Genomic DNA, 1979 nt, shown 5'->3' with positions numbered 1-1979 from the left:
GGAACACCTACACCAAAAGCAGTACTGTCCCAAGCCCATACTGTAGTTGAGGCGTCCGCAGCATCAATCAAACGGCGTGGCGTATTTTGCGCATCAGTGACGATCCAGTATGTTTTGCTGGTTGCACCAGAGCCATAAATTGCAGCGACAGGTTTATCACCCATCCAGACATATTCAACCAGTGGCACACCATCAGCGCTATATTCACCAATCAAATGACTGTTTTTTATGGAAAATAATTATTTTGAGCATTGTGTAAAAATAAGGCAGATCTTGATCTGCCTTATTTAATAAAATGATAGTTTAAAAATGAAGATTAATCCTATTAATATAATAATTTTTTAAATTAAAAAAATAATTTTGCTTAATAGTGGTTTTTAAATTTAACATAGCAGTATTTTATATGGAACAATAGATAACTAGTTGGCTGAATTTTAGTTAGCATAATTTAGTCTTTTATCTTTTTCTCATAGTTTTTTCTCTATTAACTAAAGATAAAATCCAAGGGTTTTGGTTGTTATAAAATACCTCAGAAATGGGCCGCTCTGGTGCAGTTTCAATTAAACGAACTAATTCATTAGCTAATCCGAAAAAACTATCATTTCCAAATAAATTTGCTAAAGAAATAGCTTCTTTAATAGTTGAAGGTTATTGAATTTTCTCAATTAATTCTTGAAATTTAGATACATATTCATAACTATTCTTGTCATTTAAAATCTCTTTTTCACTTGGGAACTTTCCCATACTTATCATTTCTGTAATACATTTCTGCATTTTAACACCTGTTATTTATGTATTTGTTAATTGTACCGTAAAAAAGCCAATGATTCCTGTAGTAGAAAACATTGGCTTATACAGTCTCAGTCTAGTTATAATGAATGTGGCTATTTTAATGGGAATTTATTATAGCATGTTTACTCATTTAGCCTGTTGAGAGGGTATAGCGAAGTAATATCCTGATCATTCAAAACAACTTTTATCTGTTCGAAATCAAAGTAAATATTTATTGAATTTTTGTCAGCTCCTGTAATCTCAATTGTTTTTTCATTGCTTGTATAAGTGAATACAATGATTGATAATGGTGTGACTTCATAAGTTAACAGCCAAGGTTCTATTACCAAAGTAACAATTTCTTTACTATCATTTTTGTACGAGAATATATGTTTTTCCATGATCATTTATTTTCCTGCTAATTTTAAAATATTGTTCATTAATGCAGCTCTTGTTAATGGGGTTGGTGTAACTAAAACTTTATCCTTAGGGGTTAGGTTAGCAATTCTAATATAAAAGTCTCTCATTGTTTTTATATCATTTTCAGGTATCTGTTTTAAAATAGATTTGGCCTCGTAAGGTGTCATAAACATTGATCTTAATAGTGCATCGTTTGGTCTAGATCCCCATTTTATGATGTTTTTGCCTGCATCTTGGAATGTTAATCCACTTTCTGGTAGAATTTTAGGCATATTTTTTTCTAGTACATATAGTTGACTTAATGTATTTTTATTAACTCTTGCTATATCAACGGATAAATCGGCCAACTTAAATAATTCATCTATTTTCGTTGTAAAACCTAATTTAGGCAATGGCGCTAATGTTATAACATCATCTGCAAAATTATAAGCTATTCTATCAGTAAAATCCCCTCCAGAAGCAGAGTAAAAGTTCTGACCATTTTCGACCCATTCACCTTTTGAATTTACATAGGCATATAAACCGCTTGGATCGATAGCATCCACTGGATTCCCATCCGCATAGATATAAGGATTCAACCCACCTTCAAGCCCGATTGGGTCAGGTTCTACATAACGCCCCAAAGCAGGGTTGTAGTAACGATTATGATTGTAGTGCTGCTTAGTTAGCTCATCATAATACTGACCAGGGAAGCGAAGGTTAAACTTCACGGTCTGAACACTTGGAACACCTACACCAAAAGCAGTACTGTCCCAAGCCCATACTGTAGTTGAGGCGTCCGCAGCATC

The 1979-nt window shown here is 33.2% G+C and carries 2 protein-coding genes and 1 pseudogene; all 3 read right to left on the bottom strand.

Translation table 11 applies throughout. The features are described 5' to 3' along the window. Positions 1–227, bottom strand: a pseudogene (locus F957_RS03070) (hypothetical protein); the annotation flags it as partial. A 687-nt stretch (positions 228–914) separates the two neighbouring features. Continuing rightward, positions 915–1172, bottom strand: a complete 258-nt coding sequence (locus tag F957_RS03075) for a hypothetical protein (protein ID WP_155762610.1) — start codon at positions 1170–1172, stop codon at positions 915–917. A gap of 6 nt (positions 1173–1178) precedes the next feature. Beyond that, the coding region (locus F957_RS03080; RefSeq protein WP_016660575.1) for an RHS repeat-associated core domain-containing protein at positions 1179–1979 on the bottom strand (801 nt) is incomplete at its 5' end.

Source organism: Acinetobacter gyllenbergii CIP 110306 = MTCC 11365 (genome assembly GCF_000413855.1).
In the GTDB taxonomy this organism is placed as follows: domain Bacteria; phylum Pseudomonadota; class Gammaproteobacteria; order Pseudomonadales; family Moraxellaceae; genus Acinetobacter; species Acinetobacter gyllenbergii.
The sequence above is the reverse complement of the archived record's forward strand: the minus strand, read 5'-3'. Positions and strand labels throughout refer to the sequence as shown.